Raw genomic sequence first — 18,373 nt, 5'->3', positions numbered from 1 at the left:
TAGCGGCAGTTGCGACAAAGATCCCTTTGTCCTAACTGTCGCTTTTTTATTTTGGTCCACCACCTCTTCCTCAGTCATGCCGCTTCCTGATCCGTTAATCTCATCTCTATCCCATTGCTTCACTCTCTTGGCGGTTATGGGCTCTGATCAAACATCCACTCTATATGGAGATTACACCAAAAAGCCATACGGATGATGGTCCGTACGGCTCATTTAGCAGTTTTATTTATGCACAACACATGCGTGAATGATCAATGACGCTGCGAAGGTTACTTCCAAAGCTCTTCAGCAATTTCCTTAATGAAGGCAAGCTTGCGCCATTGCTGTTCCTCGGTCAGATGGTTGCCTTCTTCCGTGGAAGCGAAGCCGCATTGTGGACTCAGGCAGATTCGATCCAGATCAACATATTGTGTAGCTTCCTCAATCCGTTTCAGGATATCTTCCTTGTTCTCCAACTCTCCAAATTTGGAAGAGAAGAGGCCAAGTACAACCTGCTGATTGTCCTTCAGGAAACGAAGTGGCTTGAAGTCACCAGCCCGTTCCGTATCAAACTCCAGATAGAAACCAGAATAGTTATCGATGCTCAGAAGTGTCTGCGCAATCGGCTCGTAACCGCCACCAACTCCTGCAAATGTCGAAACATAATTACCGCGGCAGACATGAGTGGTTACCACGAGGTCTTCCGGCAGGCCAGATACCACTTCTTCGTTCAGTTTTGCAAGTTCGTTTGCATACTCTTCCACATTAACGCCAATCTGCTCCATCACTGTGATGAACTGTTGGTCACACAGTGCACCCCATGTGCAATCATCAATCTGGATGCTGCGGCAGCCGGCTTCATAGAAAGCCAAGATGGACGCTTTGTACGCCCCGGCAATGTCCGAGAGAAGCTCTTGACGGTTCGGATAGATGGCCTGTGTGCTTTCCTTATTATCTGCCCGGTCCAATTCGAATAGGAACTGGGCTGCTGCTGGAATGGATTGACGAGCAACAACGTCTTCCCCAGCCGCTTCTTTCAAGAAGGCATAATGTGCTACAAATGGATGACTAGTGTAGCTGATTTTGCCGCTCAGACGAGCTGTTTCCGGTCTGGATGTCGCACCGTTGAATCGGTAGCCTTCCTCAATGATCGTCCGCTCTACACCATCCAGTCCCCAGAAGAAGTCCAGATGCCACCAAGAGCGGCGGAATTCGCCGTCCGTTACAGCCTGAAGGCCAACCTCTTTTTGTTTCTGTACAAGTTTCACAATCTCGGCGTTCTCCACTTCGTTCAACTGCTCCGTGGTAATTTCGCCGTTCTGGTATTTTAATCGGGCATCCTTCAACGCACTCGGGCGCAGGAAACTGCCAACAATATCATATCGAAAAGGAGTGACTGTTCGTTGTTTAGGTTCTGTTTGTAGGCTCATAGTTTAATCTCCCCGTTTATCATTATAGAATTAAATATAACATATCCGATCGGAATAACTGTTCTACGAAAGAGTTATAGCCCGCTATAGGTATTAGCTATAGCGGGCTATATTTAAGGAGACTCTATATACAATCATGTATTCCATCTTACCTGAACGGATAACCTGAACAGGATCTCAACATCTATGATCTCAAGTCAATGTAAGAACGATCTGATCCCCGGCACGGGTGATTTTGTAGATCCCCTCTTGCATGTCGATGCCATAATGCTTTTTCAGCAACCACTTGGCATTGAGATCCGTCTCCACAACCACCAGATAATCGTAACCACTCAGAAGGTTATCCATATTATCCTCATAGAACAACACAATCCCGTCCACATGAGGAGCATACAAGAAATACTTCCCTACATATTGCATGTAATAGTTCGTGACCTGTTGGTCCCTGTCTGAGGCGTAGAAGAGATATCTGTTATTATCCTCTTGTCCACCTGAGTACCACCGATCACCAGTAACCGCATGAATTTTGTAAGGGAGCGTTGTATCATAACTTTGGGCGATAGAGACAATACCATTGTATTCGGACAAAAGGATGGTGGCGGCAACCGCCATACACCCGATAATGCCTTTCTGATAATGACCCTTTGTCTCAACCGTCTTAAAGGACTGATAATCAGGCACTTCACCAATCCGATAGTGAAATGATCGCTCCAGATCGATCGCAGCGCACAACACCAGCCCACCGGCGAACAGCACCACGATACTCGATGCATAACGCTCAAAGCCCGCCAGGACAATGGCTTCATCCAGTGGCATGGAGAAGAGATACAACGCCAGAATACCCGCATAGTACAGTAACAGAACAACGTCTAGCGCAATTAGTGCTTTCCATAAGTTCCACTTCTTCTTGAGCACGACGATGGCAAATACAGATGCTGCGATTGCGATAAGCTGGAAAATAACAATGCCGATCACTGGCCGTGTCGTCAGATCCGTACTTGCCTTGAGGAAAGTCCACAGAATCTCATGCATCTGCTCCGGCGTTTTGCCGGCTTGAATCCCCGAGGTAGCCACATCGAACTTGTTATCGATCCCTTGGAACACCGTTGCCATTCGCCAGCTCCAGCCGAAGTAGGGAATCAGCGTACCGCAGATCGTACCCACTAAAGCGAGTGCTGTTTTCCAATCGAACTTTTGCTTATGTTTTAGCCATGTATACACTAAGAAAATCAGACCGATCGCAGCGAAAATAATACCCGTGCTTTTGATGATGGTCAGTAATCCCGCAAGCGGAAGAACAACAATACATGCCTTTTTGATCTCATTACGATATTGATAAATTACCGCCAGGATCGCAAGCGCGTAGATTGGAAGCAAGAAATCCACGAGTAGATTGGTGATTCGAATCGTCAGATTGAAGAAAGAAAGTGTAGATAACCCAAGTCCGAGAAAGGCGTACAGAAGAAAGCGTTTCTTCTCTGAAACAATGCCAAACATGGCATAAAAACAGGAAAAGATAAGCAATCCTTGTGCCAAAAGCATTACGGACTGGGAATGCCCCATGAAGCGACAGACATAATAAATAAATGACGAAGTCCCGAGCGGATAGTTTTTAAAATCAATCAGGTTGGAGCCTGGCGTTGGAAAGGCATCTGTACTCAGCATCTGCTTCAATACGATAGCCCAGTGGGAGAAATTATCGTAATGTGTTAACTGGTTCTGAAAGAGCAACAGCAAGAAAACAAAAGTCCCTGCCAGGAATGAAAATTGAAATATGGAAAAGGACATACGTAATGAGGCCCCTCGGCGCAGCCTGAGAAACAACATTCCCCCATACAAAAGCAAACCTGCAATCAGGATGACAAGGCTACCCGTAAAGAGCTGCCCTGCCAAACCACTTAGAAAAACAAAGCAGGCAATCGAGGAAAACACGAATACAGGGATGAATTCCCAACGCAGTGAAAGTGCCTTCCGTACAAACTGCATATAACCAAGAAAGGAGAATATCAATAAAACTCCCATCACAAAATGAAGCACAATGAGCATCTTTATCTCTCCTAACCCTCTCTGGTGGAACGATCAGAATGTGGCTGAATCAGATCCGTCAGCAATTGGTCGATCAGGCCCTTCTCCACAATATCATCGATATTCTCCACCGAGAGAAGCACTTCGCGCTCACGGGCTGTCGTTTTTCCCGTATGTTGCAAAATGACTTCAATATTACTCTTCGTATAAAAAGTAACGACCGCCCCTGCCGCAATATCACCATGGAAACCCCTCGCGGAAAAGAAACGATAATTGAAGCTGCGCAGCGTACAGCTAGCATCATTGGTGAAATGAACTGGAAGCTGAAGGGAAAGCCGCGGCATTTTTCGCTGATCCGATCTGGGTTGAACAATCCGTTTTTTCACATTGCGAAGCATATCGTCATAAGCCGTATCCCACAGATTCATCTGCTCTGGCAATGAGTGTTTACGGTCGTAGATGATTTGCATGTATTGGCGGTTATCATTCTCATCGACCGGCTGAACCGTTGCAGAATAACGCCAGCCCTCTCCATCCTGTTTCACATACACAATGACTGCATCGAGGTTCGCCTCATATCGCTCGGTTTTGACGACCAGAGAGATGATCTTCTGCTCAGCCAAATAAATGGGATAAGGGACATAAAAGGCAATCCCTTGTTCGGATACATCCACCGTTTTCGCCTGATATCGCAGATTGTTGGCTTGGTCATGAATCGCGACATCTTCCTGCGCCCGAATCCGTTCCGTCTCCCGATACGCACGGCGGCCAATCATGAAGAACAGGGCGTAACACAGCGCAATCATGTTATGAATCAACCAGAAAATAATGATACTGCTGAAGAACAGCGCAATGCCGTACTTGCCATTGACATACCGAATCACGGCTGCAATGGAAAGCAACAGCAAGAAGATATGCGGAAGGGCATATATTAGAGCAGACATCCATTGTCGACCGCTTGCTCTGCTTTTGTTGGTAACCTTGAATTTTTTCTCACGAATACCCAGTGTCTCTAAGAGAACAGGCCAGATCAGATAAGGCATAAATATCGTATCGATAACCTGACTCCATCGCTGATTCCGAATATTACTGGACAGATATCGCATGGATACACTGTAGAAGAAATAAGAAGGAAGCCAGAATATTAAGATCTGCCAGAAGGTTGTGTTCACAATCTGGAAGTCGAATAACGCAAACAAAATAGGTGCCAAAATGAAAATCAACCGGTTAAAGAAAGACCACCAGTATAAGAAACTGCTTAAGTAGGTCACTCTCGTCCAGAAAGGAAGCTTCCCAGATATGGGTGCACGCGTATTCTGCAGGCTCTGAATAATCCCCCTTGCCCAGCGAATCCGCTGCTTAATCATGCTCTTCACTGTTGTTGTCGTCTGACCGGCAGCTTGAACCTCTTGAGTCGCATAGGTAATATAACCTTCCTGCTGCAAGCGGATGCTTGTCTCAAAGTCCTCGGTAATGGTATTCAGCGGAAAACCTCCGATGTCTTCCATGCCTTGCCTGGAAATGATCGTATTGCTTCCTGTATAGGCTACCGCATTGGAGGCATTACGCAGGATGTTCACTTCTCTGGAGAAGAAATCCTGTTCATTCGGAATGCCTTGCTCTGCATACAGATTAAACTGGAATAGATCGGGATTGTAGAAACTCTGCGGGGTCTGTACCAGCCCAAGCTTGAACTTAGGGTCCATCTCGTCCTGCCTACGAGGACGCCATACCTCATTCTCCTTAATAAACGTGGAGAGCATGAAATAGGGTACCGTTTTCATCAAAAAGGTGTGCTGTGGAATCATATCCGCATCAAACGTTGCAATGAGCGGCGAAGAGCTTTTGCTCAGTGCATTGTTCAGATTACCAGACTTGGCATCCTTGTTTCCGGGGAACCCCAGATATCCCACGCCAAACTGTCTGGCAAGCTCCTCTACCTCTGGTCTTGCTCCATCGTCACAGAGATAGATATGAACCTTCTGCTTGTCCGGGTAATCCATGAACGTACAGGCATTAACGGTTTTATATAACAGATCAACAGGCTCATTATGCGTAGCAATAAATACATCCACATCCGGATAGTACTCCGGCGGAACGATTGGAAAGTCGAGCTGTGTACGTTCTTTTTGCATCTTTTGAAAGAATAATTCAAAGGTTGTCAGTACGGTGACCGTTTCAGCCACAATCAGCAGCATACCAAAAATGACGTTCAGTACGCCTTCACCCCATGGCAACGTAAAGAATGTACGCCATACCAAATAAATCGACATCAGGATCATCGTGATGACAAAAAAGATATTCTGCCTTTTTTCGTTTTGCACTACAGCTGCTTCCTCCTTGCTGCAAATACCCATCTTCGCTGCAATTGGAAACTGAGCAGGAACAGCAAGGCATCACAGACGAATTTCGCCAATTTCTCATCTACGAAGAGAACGGTATGGAATATATATACACCGGTACTGGAAAGCAAGATCACCACTCCGCATAACGTCAGATAGCGCCATAGACTTCCCTGGCTATCCTCTTTGCGAAATACAAAGTGTCTGTTCAGTACATAGTTGACCACAATGGAAATCACTCTCGCAATCACAGTTGCAAGCAGAATTCTTAGATAGTGCTGCTCACCCAACATGGGCCGCAACGCGTCGATCAAAAACCAGGCGATACCCAAATCAACAACAGAACTGGCCACCGATGATGAAATGAACCGCAGAAAATTGGAGAACAACACACCCATTACCCGGGCACTATCCTGGATTGCTTTAAAATGAGTTCCCGCATTGCCATTTTCATAAATGACTTGGATTGGCGTGGTATGAATCGGTATGCCAGACTGAATGCACGAGATGAGCATCTGAAGCTCATATTCAAATCGAATACCGCGAACATCCTGCATAAACGCAAGTAACCCTGGACCGAAGGCACGAAGCCCAGTCTGGGTATCTGACAGCTTTTTACCATACAGCATGGCAAAAATAAAGGAGGTCATCCGATTGCCTAACAGGGACTTTGGCGGTATGTTCCCCTCACTGAAGTTCCTTACCCCGAGCACCAACGAGTCTGGATGAAGCCTTGCTTCTTGGGCTATACGGTAGACATCCTCAGCTGCATGCTGTCCGTCTGAATCAGCGGTTACAACGAAGGAAGATGCATCGAATTGCTGAGCAATATACTGAAATCCGGTCTTGAGTGCCGCACCCTTCCCCTGATTTTCCGCATGTGTTAGCAGAGCACAACCATTCTCACGAAGCTCTTCGAAAATCGACTGGTAGGCCTCACCCGATCCGTCGTCCACAATAACAATATTGGTCAAGCCATACTCTCGCAATTGCTGTACATAGGTTGGAAGTCTCTCATCCGGTTCAAGTGATGGAATGAGGATGATCGCTTCGCCGTTTTGTTTACCTATAATCATCCTGATAAGCCTCAATTCGACATATTTCAACAATTTTTTTGAATATTGTGAGTATAACATCGAAAAGGCATACAGTAAACGAATAATCTGTATATATATTGGTAAGAAAGTCGCACTTTTTACAAGCTAATTTATAGGTAAAAAGAACTATCGTAAGGTTAGTCTAGTACTACTCAAACCATTTCACATTCGGCTCTTGTTTCAGTACATGTACCAGCACCGCATGCCGTTATCCATGGTGGTGATAGAAGTGAGCCTGCGTATCCAGAAGCCACTCGAAGCTTGAATGAACACCTCCCCAGAGTGCAGTCATTTCTCGCAAAAGTTCATCTTCTGTCTCCATCGACCGATTGGACATGCATCGACTTACAAATCTGGACGAATGGCCACTTATGCGGATCACGAATTTGAATTAGAATTACCGTAGACGATTGAAAAAGGCTGTGATTCCAATGTTATTCGAAAGAGACAAATGGTTGCAGTATGGCATTCTGCGCGATGAGCCCTCTCTAGCTGAACGTTTGCCAGAAACACAGTTGCTTGAGAAGGATACGCTAACGAAGATGCTTCTTCAGTATCCCAGCGTTGTACTGAAACCTCGTAATGGCAGTTACGGAAGGGGTATCCTGTTCATTAAACGAAGCGGTGCAAATGCTTATCGTATTCAAAATGAAAATAACACAGTCACCATGAGAGACAACGAGCAGTTACTGGAATGGTTCGAACAAACAATCAAAAGTGATGAATATATTGTCCAAAAGCGTCTGCAGCTTGCTCAAATTAAACACAGGCCGTTCGACATTCGGATCATGGTTCAGCGCAAAAAGAGTTCCTCGTCCACTTGGAACGTGACAGGTTCCTATGCTAAAGTCGCTGCACAAGGATACCAAGTCACCAATGTGAATAACCGCCCCATTCCAGTTCTTAAAGCACTGAGACTAGCTCGAATTGGAGATCGGCGCTTACTTGTCAGAGCGGAACAAGTTGCACGATTAGCTGCCAAACGATTGGGAGAGCATTACCCTATGCTTAGACAAGTCGGGTTCGATATAGCCATCGACAAGAAACGGCGAATTTGGATTATCGAAGGCAATTATCAACCAGCCTTACGGCCTTTCCGACTTTTGAAAGATTCCTCGATGCACCGCAGAATATTATGGTACAAAGAACATTAAAGCAAAAGAAGACGACCAGCCTTTTACTCATGGCCAGTCGTCTCATCCTGTTTAGTACCTGTTCTTGATATTAACCCTCTTCGGTTATTTCCGGCATTTTCTAATCGCACTTGTAACACGTGTCACTCGGAACTGATTTACCCCTACCTGTATAATGGCGAACTGGCTGTATGAAGTACCAGAAGAGGTATACGGTTCAGCCTCAATATTTCCACTCGGTGTTCTAACCGTCGCAGTGATTCTAGTTACCAGGCACACACCACGGCCGGAAGATCTCCAAGTCTCATCACGCTGAACACTATATCTATCGTTGCTACAAAAAATGGATGCATACTCCACTACTCCACTCGCATTAAACGAAGTCGAGTTATAGATCTGAACAGGGTCATAACCACTAGGTGCTCCAGGTCTTCTATTTCCCATTCTCAAAACCTCCTTTTTATTGATAATCTATTAGATGCAATTAAATAGTTTTGGTGAGGTATAAATGTGGACAAGGCAGAAAAAGTGTGTTTGTCCGAGGGGCGCAGACATAAAAAAGAACCACCCTTTCATGTACAAAGGTGGTTCGAGAATTATAGTCCTATTATCATAATCATCTTATTCTGCCGCCTCCGCCAACCATGCTTGCAACACCGGAGATTCCGCCCGATTCAAACGTAAAGCAATTTCGGTATTGATCTTATCCGGCGGCATGACTTCAACAAGGACACATACCGATTCTCGCAGTTGATTTAAGGCAAATATGCCTTCATCATCGAGCATTTTCATCGCCAGCTCCATAGCGCTCAACCTCACATCCAACTCCCGATTCCAATCATCATACTCCAGATCCGCAATGAAAGGACGCTCGTTATATCGTTGTTTGACATCGTCAAAGTGATCATCCCCAAAACAACAATAGGGCGAATCCGCATACGACCATTTGATGAGATCCGCAATCGTGGAGACCGGCGTATCACTTTCCTCTGCTTGCCTAGCCGACTCCAATGCCAAAGCTTCCCACGACCAGGCAGAGATGCTTGGCGCATGTCCTTCGCCGGTAGTGTATAACGTACAATAATAGTAACGTTCACCATTTTCAAAAAGAGTGCAAAAAGACGTTCTGGCGGCAGCAGCGATCTCTATGGCCAGTGTCTCTATTTCTTGCAATGGCTTCATGATTGGAGTCCCCTTTCCATTTGTTTATCATTTGCCCCTTCGATATGAATTGGCTATTTGGACTAGATACCAGACACCCGCACCCACAAGGATAGCAAACACCAGATTGATGCAGCCGAACACGATGAGTGACTTTGCTTGGCCTGGACCGATCCGGAAAGCGGTAGCTAGCTGGAAGACAGCCGGTAGCAAAAATGCCAGCCAGGAGATGGTTATAAGCTTTTCTGTTCTGAAACTCCACCATACTGCTGAACATGAGGCAACTAGCAGTACCCAGGTACAGATAAGCTTTAGGGCGAACATCATTTCGTCCCCCTCCTATTTGCCATGAATCACAAGTCCATATTTACTGAATATCCACGATTGGCTCAAGTCTTGCATTGCATCATGGCTTATACGCACAGAGGGCTTTTGCTCCTTCATCGCATCTGCATCATGGGCTGAGAAGCAAAGGGGTTTGGTCATTTTTTTGATAGAGTCTCTTATTTCATCGAAAAGCGCATAGGTTAGCGGCTTATGGTCCCGGATATCCTCATATATATAGTACTTTCCTTTTTCATCTTCCAAATTAACTTGAAAACCTTTCGGAAATGAAAGCAAGATACACGGCAGTTCTTCCTCTGCCCATTGTCCGTGATATGGAAAAGAAACCCCTTCATTTCTCACAAAAAATCCTGAACTTTCTTGATCCGATGCAATAGAAATAGAGTAAACAAAGAAGGGATGGATGTCATCTCTCTTTTCTCCTGCCACAAAATACTGATAGAACGTCTGATATGCGTCGTACACCTGATTATAATCATGCTCTGTGCGGGCAGCATTGGTACGATAGAATTGCGCTTGCCGATGCTCCAAAAGCTGCAAGAGGCTTTTAAACTCTTCAGGAGTGATGAAGAATCTCAGTTTATAGAATCCGCTATTCTTTAATTTGTCCATTTTTTTTCGCTCACCGCCCTGTTTAGAAATGTTATGCCAATGACCTTAGCGGTTCAGGTTTACCCACCGCTCTTCCTCATCTCTATCTATATCTCTATCTCTATATTGAGCGTTAATTCATCCACATCTGTTCTTATATATCAACTATATATGTATCTTATTTCCATTATAGTGATTACCTTTCCTGAGTCTACCTACTTTACACCTGAATTTTGCGAATGAACTTTGAAAGGGTAGCGAAATATCAGGATCATTGCGCCTGTACGCGAGCAAAAGACATACGTAAGGTGAATTTTAGATTACCCGCTTTGTGAGGATGGGGGCACGCCAACATATCGTGATCAGCACAAATTAGCCGTACGGATGATCACCCGTACGGCTAATTTTGACTTATTCAGCTCTGCGAATTTGGAATTGTTAAGGTTTAACTACAGAGAGAAGAGACTCATTCCCCTCAGAGATCACCGTCACATCTGGAGCAAACGTTGCATCACTTACATGTAACGTTTCTCCAAGTTCCATAGTACTAATGTCAAATTCAATCGATGTTGGCAAGTGTCTCGGCAATGCCTCCACTTCAATAGAAGCTAATTGAACTTGCACGACACCGCCCTGTTTTGTGCCAATCGGTGTGCCGTTGAACTTGACAGGAATTTTAGTGCGCATGATCTCATTGGTCTGCACCTGTTGAAAATCCACATGAATCAAATCACGTGTAACCGAATCACGTTGAAGGTCTTCCAATAATACGGTCAATGGGCCTTTCTCTTCAAACTGCAATTCGATAAAACCAGACGCTCCTTGCTTCAACCACTTCTGAAATTCTATTGTTGGAATATGAATCATCTCATTCTCCGTATTTCTGCCAAAAACAATACCTGGCAAACGCCCGGATTTACGTAGATCCTTAAGTCGAGAAGAATTTAATGGAATGCGGGTCTCCGCCTGAAAACGAGTAGTCATGCTATGTTCGCTCCTCTTTATTAAATGATATTTTCACATTTTTAATACTCATCCAACCATCCCCTGTTGGGGCTAAAGAGAGAAACATAGCATCACCACCTCCATATACGATCCAATTGATTTTAAAATACATTTAATGTAAGCTCCCATAATATACATGAAGGCACTCTACTCCGAAGAGTAGAATGCCTATGGGATGCCTCCACCCTATCATAGAAACATCCTTTTGTCGATATAACCCCATAATATGATCAAAAGTGTCTCCATCCTGTCCGCATCGTTATCAGCATAGAGACCACCCAACGTGGAGTGGCCTTCATGTCCTCATCTCTAATTTATATATCCTTAATACTCGTTGGATTCGTCAGAATTTATCGATCTTGTACCAGAATATCGGGAGTAGAAAACACCCAATGGGCGCAGCAACTGCCATATAACGGCCATGTTGTGTAAGTAGAAGCGCCTGAGCCTGCTGCTTATCAAGGACAACGGCATCGGTCTTAGCAGATCGCTCGACAGTCACACCACTCGCATCCACTCGCGCAGTAATCGGCTGACCGTCCATAACTGCTGAGAATTCTCCCTCCACTATCCATGTGGTTTTGAATTTGAGTGTCAGATATGCCTCCAATACATTGGCAAAGTCCAGAATATGATACATATCCGATGAATCAATAACATAGTCTTCCGCAATGTTGCCAATTGTCGTATTCAGCGGAATGTCATATTCCGGCGTAAATATAGATATACGATCCGATCTGCTATGTACCATATAAGCCTTAATCGTCCGCGAAATATCTGCCTCATTTTCCAACGCAAATTCAGATATTTCATCGCCTGTTTCATTTACAATTAGATACCCGATCAGTTTACCTTGATCCAGAACGCCCAGCGCCTTTTGATGGAGGCTGCTGAAAATAAGCGGCAATTGCTGCACTGTACGTTCAACATAAGCAAGCCGCGAGGTGTTGATGCTAAGTGCAAAGGACTTTGCTCCTTCAATCTCGAAGAACGGCCTGAAGGATATTCCTGTGTCGTTCACATGTTTTAAGCCATGGCGCACATTGGCCTCTCCCACAATATACTTAAGCTTTACACCACCAAGCGTGAAGCCAAAATACTCATATCTCTGCCGCTGACCATATAATACAACCATATCACACGTATTGCGCAGTTCCTCAAGCCACATGTCCATGAGCACCTTCATATGTCCTTCGCCACGCGCCCGTGGATGGACCGATACAGTACCCAAATAGCCGGTTCGCAGGGTATAGCCACATACCGTCAGAGGCTCTGGAAAAACAGCTAGGAGCATATTCAATATCCTGCCCAGCAACGTAGAAGAGGTCGCCCACATGTAAGCATGAAAAAAACACATCCTTAATTGGGATATAGACTTCTCCCAATCGGATGTGTTTTCCTGTTCTCATATAAAGTTTGAATAAGTTCTAAATTATGAAGCTTTTGCTGCAACAGCTTTTTCAATCAATGCTTTTGCATCGTTAGTAGTAAGACCTTGTTTAGGTTGAAGTGATTTTTTATCTGTTCCAGCAAAAATACCTTTGTCAATCAATTTTGCCATAGGTTTAATTGCATAAGCAGACACGGATTTACCATCTTCAAAACTAGCAATAATCGTAGCAGCGTCTTTATCAGTCGCTTGATCTTTTACCAATTTAGCAAGAATCGTAGCAGCTTCTTCACGCGTGATATCCCGATCAGGATAGAAGTTTCCACCATACCCTTGAATAAATCCAGCATGCGTAGCTTCAGCAATCGCGTCAGCATATGCAGCATTAGCGGCAACATCCTTGAATGCAGGTGCTGTGGTTACTTTGTTTAGTTTCAACATGTCGACCAGAGCACTTACAAATTCAGCACGAGAAATGACTTCTGTTGTTACAGGTGTTTCTGTTGGCTCAGTAGATGCAGCCAGGTTTGTGATACGTCCTTCATTTTTAGCTTCGATGCTACCGCCTTTATACGTATCTACGATGTACTGGTAGAATACATCCAGATCGATAGGACCTGCCAGGGATGATTTAGCATCCAGCAGCACTTTATAGTTATCTCCACCTGCAGCCATAAAGTTGTTAACTACAGCCGTATATGTTTTTGCAGGATCAATAGGTGTACCATCTTCAAGACTAAGACCAGTAACACGTTCTGCGACCGGCTTATTGAAATCTGCAGTGTATTTTAAACCAGAGATTTGAAGTGTTTTGGTATTAGGTGTACCGTCAGCGTTGGTACCCCATTGTTGTTGCAACAAAGTTTTAATTTGTTCGCCAGTCAGTTCCAGCTTCACTAGAGTGTTACCGAACGGTTGGATTTTGGCAAGATCAGCAAAGGTCACATCGCCTTGTGGCAGATCCGCACGAATACCGCCTGGATTCATAAATGCAAAGTCAGCAGCACTTGCCTTATCCCCAAAGTCTGCTTCACGCATTGAATCTGCAATGAGGTTGCCAAGAGGGGCTTCGTTATTATAAGCATCTGTACGGGTAACAGAACCATCCGTTGTACCTACTGGCTTCGTCAGCTCAGGATGCTTGTCCAATGATTTTTTAATAATAGCTAAAGATTCAGGGTCTTCTTTTACACCCTCTTGGAAAGTCGTTGTAACAGTCGCTGATTTTTCAGTTACATCCCCGGTAGCAGGGTCAATCATCAACTTGATATCTTCAAACGCCGTACCATAGGAATAAGCTTGAACGATCAACTTTCCATTCACTTCACCGTTAGCCAATGCATGATTGTCACCTGCAACGATAACATCAACAGGGGAATCCGCCGGTAAAGCTTTTGCCAGATCAGCTGCTTCTCCAGTAGTTACGCCTTCTTTGGTTGTTGCTGGATCATGTGCCAAAACAATGATCGTTTCTACGCCTTGGTCTTGCAATTCTTTAGCATATTTATTAACGGCTTCCACTTCTTCTTCCGGGCTTAAGAAACGTACGCCAGCTGTCCCAGATGGAGATACTTTGGCAGGTGTGGATTTCGTCACTAGTCCGATAAATCCAATTTTGACTCCGCCCACTTCTTTAATCACATACGGCTTAATCAATGTTTTTCCTGTGGCAGTTTCAATCACGTTTGCATTGACGTAATCAAATTTTGCACCGGCATGCGTTACTTTTCCTTCTTTTGGATCAAGGCCACCAAAGATTTGTGCTTTCAAAGCAGCGACACCTTGGTCAAATTCATGATTCCCCAAGGACCCTACATCAAAGCCCATCATATTCATCCATTCCATGGTAGGCTCGTCACGATCCAAAGATGAGGCTGGAGCAGATGCACCAACAGAGTCTCCATTATGGAAGAGTAGGGAGTGTTCATATTTGGCTTGCGCTTCTTTGAGATAGGTTGCTAGAATTGGAGCCGTTCCTGCCTTCTTATCACCCACCATTGATGTGGTATCTAACTGACCGTGGAAATCATTGATTCCAATCAAGTGTACTTCTACATCGTTACCTGCGGCAGAGACAGAACCCGCTGCGCCCAATAGTTGCGTGAGTAATAGTGCAGCAGTAGCTACACGCAGTGTGCTTTTACCCAAAACTTTTTTCCAAAACATGAATGAAAAAACCCCTCTCCAATTTTAGATCCTGAGATATTTTACCATAGTTCAATTCATAAAAATCATAAAATATATAAAATGTATGTAAAAAAGTTGGGAGATTGATAGAGGAGATGAATACCTATGTCTCGATCTGCACCAAAATTAGTGTTTAGCTTCAATTTATTCAAGCGATTACTAGGTTTTTTTCTGGTATAGGAGACGAGAAGTTATGACGCATTGAACGTAAGTAATAGATTCAAAATTTCATATAGAAAAATATGGCTTTTATATTTTTTGTTGCTATAATGGAAAATAAAGTATGTATTTTCACTTGATGATATAACTCCTCTACTAAAAAACACTTAGCTTCCATCTCCTAAAACACACATCCCATTACATAATATGTATCAAAGATTTTCACACTTCTATTAAAGGAGGTGACCGTTGGGAGCATTTTAGATCTTAGTTCCCGTTTTACACCAGATGGGGACGTGTTACATCACCGCTCCTGACTGAATGCAACGCAGAAACAGGCATTAGCTATAAGGATTTGTTGTTCTATGCATTTAACTTTAACCATTATAAGAAAAATAGGAGCGTGTCCAATGAACAGACAACTTTTCCCCAGATCATTTCGCATTCTTATGGCTTGCTTGTTGATTCTTGCATTTGCGGTACCAGCAACAGCTTCTGCCGGCTATCTTGGTGATAAGCTCACGATCGGCCAAAACATGGCAAAGGGTGACTATTTAACCTCCCAAGATGGTAGATTTTCAGCCATTTGGCAAAATGACGGGAACTTCGTTATCTATCAGAATGGAACTTCTCTTTGGAGTAGCGGTACCAGTAACAGTGGGGCTCTTTCGTTCAAGTTTGAACCACAATACGGGAAACCCGTCATGTATAAATATGGCATGAAATATCAAGATGTTTACCAATATGGTTATCGTTTTGGTTTTAATCCGGCTACAGGTAAATTCGAATATTACACCGGTTGGGGATGGGATAAAGTTTTGGTGATCGATACTTCTGTACAGGTAGCTGCTTGGTCTCCCAATACCACCTCATGGATTCCGGGTCATCACGGAAGCAGCTTACCAACTAACACAACAGGTGATACACTGATCATGCAAAGTGATGGGAATTTAGTTCTCTATAACACAACCCTGACCAATGATTATTATCCGAACAGTTGGATTCCTGTCTGGGCTTCCAATACGGGTGGGCGTTAAATCAGATAGAGAGCCGCATGATGCGCGGCTTTTTTTTGTTTTCCAAGGAGATTGATAGACTCATCACAAATTGAATAGAGACAAGTTGGTACGATCGACCCCAGTATCATGTGGACAATATCTGGTTGTATATTCCAGACATAAAGGATCTGTTTAATAACGAAAATGTGGCTTACAAAATAGCCGACGCAACGACAATAAACTGGTCTTCGCACATGTAGCAGAGCGTTTGCGAAGCACACAGACTTAACCGGACTGATCGTTCACTGCGACCAAGGTTTCCAGTACACGTCTCATGCTTACCACGACATGCTATTAAAATTTTGGCACCCAAATAAGCATATCTCGTCGAGAAAATTGTTATGAACCCTCTATATGGTAGATTCTTCTCGCATCTCAAACCGGAAGGACTCTATTTTTATCATATCCGAACGGTTATCGAAGCACAAAGAAAAATCGAAAGATATATCCGTTTTTAAAACAGAACGCCCACAACAAAAACTAAAAAACTGACGCCGGTAGAGTACCTACACTAGTTTGCACCGCTTGTTCCAATTTAGTCCTTTTAACCCGATTTTTAAATATCATTTAATTTTGGAAAGACTGATATTCGTTGATATAAAAGGAAAATCACATAGTCCAAAAGAACTAGAAAAACTTTCTAAAAAATGCATTACATTTACATATAACATTTATTTTGGTATCTTTGAGATCAGGAATAACAATCCAATATTTAGGAGGTTTAATTTTGAAGAAGCTAAAATCTTTATTTATTGCCACTACATTATTTACTTTTTCTCTGAGCGGTAGTGTTTTTGCATCAGAAGAATCATCAAATGATAGTATCAATATTCCAAGTCACACCGTTTATAACTTAGATGAAAAGGGTGAAAAATTAAGTAACCTATCCAATTTCGTCTCCAGTGATATTGATATCTATTCTATTGAGAATGATGTGAAAAATTCTATTTCTCTATCTGGTAATGTAAAGACAACTAATGGTGAAAAAGATTTTCAAATTACAGGAGAGTTGAAGAAAGCTGGTTATACTGATAGTCTAATTGTAGGTGATTTAACTGATAGCACAAACAATTTTGAAGTTGTCTATTTTGGTATTGATAAAAAGCCAAACAGCAACTTAGCATTATTACAAGACACTTTTGCTAATGATGATAATGTTGTTAAACTGTATTTGTTTGAAAAAGACACAAGAACCTTTACTTTTTTGGAAACAGATCAGTTAGATAATAAGCTTAACACAGTTGAAATATTTAATAATTCTAATTCCCTCAACGAAGCAGAGCATGAAGACATGTTCTGGTACAGCAAAATATTAGAGCCGGTACAAGAAAAAGTTCAAGATGGAATAACAACATTCGCATTGGCAAGTGGTAAGTCTGATAAAACATATACCGCAGTATATAATGCGGGTGTTGCTAAAATAACTGAAAAAATGACCGTAAGAGGATATGTTGAGGGGCCGACTGCTCTTAGTGGATCTTCTGGAGATTTCACTACAAAGCTGTATCCTCTATCTGTTAGTACAACATCTGATGTCGGGTCTGTTAATTCAAAAACTTCAGGATGGAAAATTGGTGTTTATCAAGATACAACCCTTGAAATCTATACAGCACCTGGTGATGTAATAAGATCAGTTATGTGGGATTCTTCGTATTCTAGCCTTGCAAAGCTTAAACTCAATGTTGCTTGGGGGCTATCAGCTCCTAAAACAGGTTTGACTTTTGGAGTAGGCTACACTAACTCACAGAACGTAGGTGCAAAAACGTTAAAAACTTATGATAACAGTGGTACCGATAAGGTCAGAAGAACTAAAGTAACTGTACCCAAAAGCCAGACACTTGCACAGCCGGATCATTCACTAGATTCAATCATTAAAGTAGGGCACTACACTACTCCGGGACAGAAGACCTTAAATCTTAAATTTACTTACTATATTGCAAATAGTAAAGATCCGTATAATTCAGCTACAGGAGCACAGTCACATAATCTGTCGTTCTCTTACAGTTCAAAATAATCTGATGTATGGCAGAGCACTCATTTGTGTTCTGCCTTATTTTAATTTTTAGTTGTGCAAAGCTTCAAGTGTCAAGAATCGTTTTAAGGAGTAATTTAATTTCGTATTGAAGATCGTAGCAGTGTACGCTGGAATCGCAGCCTTATACATACAAGCGCTCAAACGGCCAATAACTTTTGGTGGCCCATTTTGAACAATTGCAACTGCAAACTACCTATTGAGATGATAGTGGAACTACATAATATTACGAGATTATAATCGGTAATTTGAATGAAAATAGGTGCCCCACATATGTCCTCAAGTGAAAAATGAAAGAATCCGTGGACTAAATGCTGAGCTGACCCCAAAACGTGAAACAAATCAAAACACCTTCAAGAGAATGAAACCTTGTCGCAAGATATGGAGAACATCTTAGAGGTGTTTTTGTAATAGCAACCAGTTGGTAAGCAATATAGCT

14 protein-coding genes are annotated in these 18,373 nt (G+C 43.2%); 3 read left to right on the top strand and 11 right to left on the bottom strand.

The window, feature by feature from the left end; genetic code table 11:
- Window positions 1-269: 269 nt before the first annotated feature.
- From NSQ38_RS05560 to NSQ38_RS05540, 5 genes are all read right to left on the bottom strand, one after another.
- Window positions 270-1,409 (bottom strand): 5-methyltetrahydropteroyltriglutamate--homocysteine S-methyltransferase, encoded by a 1,140-nt coding sequence (locus NSQ38_RS05560; RefSeq protein WP_339787572.1) that lies wholly within the window; start codon window positions 1,407-1,409, stop codon window positions 270-272.
- Window positions 1,410-1,601: 192 nt separating this feature from the next.
- On the bottom strand, window positions 1,602-3,455 hold the full coding sequence (locus tag NSQ38_RS05555) for a hypothetical protein (protein ID WP_339787570.1): 1,854 nt from the start codon (window positions 3,453-3,455) through the stop codon (window positions 1,602-1,604).
- Between the two features lie 11 nt (window positions 3,456-3,466).
- Window positions 3,467-5,758: a glycosyltransferase family 2 protein gene (locus NSQ38_RS05550; protein WP_339787568.1), complete on the bottom strand. Its 2,292-nt coding sequence runs from the start codon at window positions 5,756-5,758 to the stop codon at window positions 3,467-3,469.
- The gene (locus tag NSQ38_RS05545; RefSeq protein WP_339787565.1) at window positions 5,758-6,852 is read right to left on the bottom strand and encodes a bifunctional glycosyltransferase family 2/GtrA family protein; all 1,095 of its coding nucleotides are present in this window, start codon (window positions 6,850-6,852) and stop codon (window positions 5,758-5,760) included. Before NSQ38_RS05545 ends, NSQ38_RS05550 begins: the two co-directional genes overlap by 1 nt.
- A gap of 229 nt (window positions 6,853-7,081) precedes the next feature.
- Entirely contained in the window at window positions 7,082-7,210 is a 129-nt protein-coding gene (locus NSQ38_RS05540; protein ID WP_339787562.1) for a hypothetical protein, read from the bottom strand.
- A 94-nt stretch (window positions 7,211-7,304) separates the two neighbouring features.
- Between NSQ38_RS05540 and NSQ38_RS05535 the strand changes: the two genes are divergently transcribed.
- Window positions 7,305-8,027 carry a YheC/YheD family protein gene (locus NSQ38_RS05535; RefSeq protein WP_289390758.1) on the top strand — a complete coding sequence of 241 codons (723 nt, stop codon included), beginning with the start codon at window positions 7,305-7,307 and terminating at the stop codon, window positions 8,025-8,027.
- An 84-nt stretch (window positions 8,028-8,111) separates the two neighbouring features.
- Here NSQ38_RS05535 and NSQ38_RS05530 read toward each other — a convergent pair whose 3' ends face one another.
- The 6 genes from NSQ38_RS05530 to NSQ38_RS05505 form a co-directional block, all read right to left on the bottom strand.
- A complete protein-coding gene (locus NSQ38_RS05530; protein ID WP_074092858.1) occupies window positions 8,112-8,450 on the bottom strand; it encodes a hypothetical protein in 339 nt (112 codons plus the stop codon).
- A 177-nt stretch (window positions 8,451-8,627) separates the two neighbouring features.
- Complete coding sequence (locus NSQ38_RS05525; protein ID WP_339787559.1) at window positions 8,628-9,188, bottom strand: DUF4303 domain-containing protein; 561 nt, start codon at window positions 9,186-9,188, stop codon at window positions 8,628-8,630.
- 318 nt (window positions 9,189-9,506) lie between these two features.
- On the bottom strand, window positions 9,507-10,124 hold the full coding sequence (locus NSQ38_RS05520; RefSeq protein WP_339787555.1) for a hypothetical protein: 618 nt from the start codon (window positions 10,122-10,124) through the stop codon (window positions 9,507-9,509).
- A 417-nt stretch (window positions 10,125-10,541) separates the two neighbouring features.
- Complete coding sequence (locus tag NSQ38_RS05515; protein WP_289390761.1) at window positions 10,542-11,087, bottom strand: 50S ribosomal protein L25; 546 nt, start codon at window positions 11,085-11,087, stop codon at window positions 10,542-10,544.
- Window positions 11,088-11,451: 364 nt separating this feature from the next.
- Window positions 11,452-12,402, bottom strand: coding sequence for a GNAT family N-acetyltransferase (locus NSQ38_RS05510; RefSeq protein WP_339787552.1), 951 nt, complete (start codon window positions 12,400-12,402; stop codon window positions 11,452-11,454).
- Between the two features lie 138 nt (window positions 12,403-12,540).
- Window positions 12,541-14,664, bottom strand: a complete 2,124-nt coding sequence (locus NSQ38_RS05505) for a 5'-nucleotidase C-terminal domain-containing protein (RefSeq protein WP_339787549.1) — start codon at window positions 14,662-14,664, stop codon at window positions 12,541-12,543.
- A gap of 590 nt (window positions 14,665-15,254) precedes the next feature.
- On the opposite strand from NSQ38_RS05505, the gene NSQ38_RS05500 reads away from it, so the two are divergent.
- Entirely contained in the window at window positions 15,255-15,881 is a 627-nt protein-coding gene (locus tag NSQ38_RS05500) for a hypothetical protein (RefSeq protein WP_339787546.1), read from the top strand.
- A 748-nt stretch (window positions 15,882-16,629) separates the two neighbouring features.
- Window positions 16,630-17,916, top strand: a complete 1,287-nt coding sequence (locus NSQ38_RS05495; RefSeq protein WP_339787544.1) for a hypothetical protein — start codon at window positions 16,630-16,632, stop codon at window positions 17,914-17,916.
- Window positions 17,917-18,373: the final 457 nt, after the last annotated feature.

Origin of the sequence: Paenibacillus sp. FSL R7-0313 (assembly GCF_037969885.1) — a bacterium.
In the GTDB taxonomy this organism is placed as follows: domain Bacteria; phylum Bacillota; class Bacilli; order Paenibacillales; family Paenibacillaceae; genus Paenibacillus.
Note: the sequence above shows the minus strand (reverse complement) of the source record. Positions and strands in the feature narration are given on the sequence as shown.